Below are 2,682 nucleotides of genomic sequence, written 5' to 3' on the forward strand. Positions count from 1 at the left end.
CTCAACAACCCTCCCGCGAAAGAGTCCTGAACTGCCTAAGCGTAACCCAATCTGCCTCCCGCCTTTATTCCACCTTGGCTGAATGCTATGAATTCAAGAGCATTTGGCAACGCCAGGAAATTGAGGTCTTTTGCCAGCCCAGCGAGACGTTCCGTCATTGTCCCGTTGGAGACCGGGTTGTAGCATTTCTGTGCTGAATACGCATGCATTCCATATTCCGCACAACACTGCAACAACAGGAGACAAATATGGCGAATTACAAGCTGCTCATCAACGGTGAACTGGTCGATGGCGCTTCCACCATGGAAGTCATCAACCCCGCAACCGAAACGGTACTGGCCCTGTGCCCCCGCGCCGACGAGGCGCAAATGGAGGCCGCCATTCAAGCGGCAAAAGCCGCCTTTCCAGCCTGGTCTCGCCGCCCCATCGCGCAGCGCAGGGAAATGTTGCTGAAACTCGCTGACGCGATGGATGCGCAACAAAACGATTTGGCGCGCGTGCTGACCCAGGAGCAAGGTAAACCGCTCGGCGAAGCCACGACCGAGGTTTTATGGACGGCTCTATTCATCCGTGGCATTGCCAGCCAGGAACTGCCGGTCAAGATTCTTGAAGACAACGAGACCATGCGCGTTGAGCAGCACCGGCTACCGCTGGGTGTGGTGGGCGCCATCATTCCCTGGAATTTCCCACTGCTGCTGATGGCATTCAAATTGCCCGCCGCCCTGCTGGCTGGCAACACGATCATTATCAAGCCAGCCCCCACCACGCCTTTGGCCACCTTGAAGATTGGCGAGATCATGGCCGGCATTTTCCCGGCGGGCGTGGTCAACGTCGTCACCGACCAGAATGACCTGGGCGGCTATCTGACCCAGCACCCGGACGTGGCGAAGATCTCGTTCACAGGCTCATCCGCCACTGGGAAGAAAGTGATGGCATCCGCCGCAACCTCCCTCAAGCGCCTGACCCTGGAGCTGGGTGGGAATGATGCCGCCATCGTCCTGCCGGGCGCTGACCCGGCCAGCGTTGCCCAAGGCATCTTCAATGGGGCCTTTTTGAATGCCGGGCAGGTCTGCATCGCGGTCAAACGCGCTTATGTGCATGAATCAATTTATGACGATGTGGTTGACCGCCTCGCAGCCCTGGCAAAACAGGTGGTGGTCGGCAACGGATTGGACCAGGGCACCACGATGGGGCCCATACAAAACCGCATGCAATATGCAAAGCTCAAGGAATTCCTGGAAATAGCCAGGAAGGATGGCCGTATCGTGGCAGGCGGCGAAGCCGAGGGCCAAGCCGGATTCTTCATCCGTCCAACCATTGTGGCCGATATTAAGAATAGCTCGCGCCTGGTTCAGGAAGAGCAGTTCGGACCGGTCTTGCCTGTCATCAAATATTCCGACCCTGAAGAAGCACTGACCAGCGCAAACGATTCTCCCTGGGGTTTGGGCGGTTCCGTCTGGGGAGCGGATAGAGAAAAAGCGCGCGAGATTGCGTTGCGGATGTATTCAGGCACGACCTGGATCAACAAGCATCTTGATATTGGCCCCGCAATTCCCGTTTGCGGCGCCAAACAATCTGGAATGGGCGGAGAGCTGGCCGAGGAAGGATTGCTGGAATTCACGCAGCTTCATATCATCAACGAAGCCCGCTGATTTTCATGGGTTGAACCTGGGGATTCTCTCTACGAATCCCCAGGACGCAGCGCTACTTTGGCCCGCCGCCCTCAAAGCGATGAGCACAAATGCCCGCCGTCCACCGGCACGCAGGCGCCGGTCATCCACGACCCGGCCTCGGTCGCGAGCAGCAGGAACAGGCCGTTCAGCTCTTCCGGTTTGCCCAGGCGGCGCATCGGGACGCGCTGGATGAGCGCCTTGCCATAGGCGGTGTCCCACATGGCGTCGGTCATCTCGGTGCTGATGTAGCCCGGCTCGATGGCATTGACACGGATGCCGTGGCGCGCCCATTCGAGCGCCAGGCTCTTGGTCATGTGTACCACTGCGGCCTTGGACGTGGCATACAGCATGGCGCCCGGCATCACGCGCTCGCCCAGGATGGATGCGATGTTGATGATGGAGCCGCCCCGCCCGGCATCCACCCAGCGCTGCGCGGCACGCGCGGCCACCAGCCACACGCCGCGCACGTTGGTCGCCATCAGCGCATCGAAGTCGGCGGCAGGCAGCGTGAGCGACAGGCCGTCGTTGGCAGCCCCGGCGTTGTTGACCACCACGTCGAGCGTGACGCCCAAGGCGTCCAGTTCGGCAAAGGCGCCGTCGATGGACTGCTCGGAAGCCACATCCATTTCCAGCACCGTGACTTGCAGCGCACCGAGTTTTTCGAGTTCCAGCGCGAGCTTGTCGAGCCGGGCCTTGCGCCGCGCCGCGATCACCACCTTGGCCTTGCAACCGGCGGCCAGCCGGGCAAAGTTTTCGCCCAGGCCCGACGAGGCCCCCGTGACCAGCACCTGCTTGCTGGCCAGCATTGCACCCAGATCCATAGCGTCTCCTCTTCAGCGTTCACCATCGATGTCGCGAGGTTAGCGCAGGGCCCTCCGGCTATGGGGATGCCGCCTGCCTGCATCCGTCAAAAGAGGCTTCTTGTCAGCCGATAGAGACGATCCGTCATTGCCGCACCAAACACCGTTTCCTACGATCGCCTGCATCCCTTGAGGCACCCGGAGCGTCG

At 60.4% G+C, this 2,682-nt stretch carries 2 protein-coding genes; one reads left to right on the forward strand and one right to left on the reverse strand.

The window, feature by feature from the left end:
* Positions 1-248: 248 nt before the first annotated feature.
* Positions 249-1,652 carry an aldehyde dehydrogenase family protein gene (locus tag DBR23_RS26190; RefSeq protein WP_108500050.1) on the forward strand — a complete coding sequence of 468 codons (1,404 nt, stop codon included), beginning with the start codon at positions 249-251 and terminating at the stop codon, positions 1,650-1,652.
* A 71-nt stretch (positions 1,653-1,723) separates the two neighbouring features.
* On the opposite strand, the gene DBR23_RS26195 is transcribed toward DBR23_RS26190, so the two are convergent.
* Positions 1,724-2,494: an SDR family NAD(P)-dependent oxidoreductase gene (locus DBR23_RS26195; protein ID WP_108500051.1), complete on the reverse strand. Its 771-nt coding sequence runs from the start codon at positions 2,492-2,494 to the stop codon at positions 1,724-1,726.
* Positions 2,495-2,682: the final 188 nt, after the last annotated feature.

It is taken from the genome of Acidovorax sp. HMWF018 (assembly GCF_003061035.1).
In the GTDB taxonomy this organism is placed as follows: Bacteria; Pseudomonadota; Gammaproteobacteria; order Burkholderiales; family Burkholderiaceae_C; genus Acidovorax; species Acidovorax delafieldii.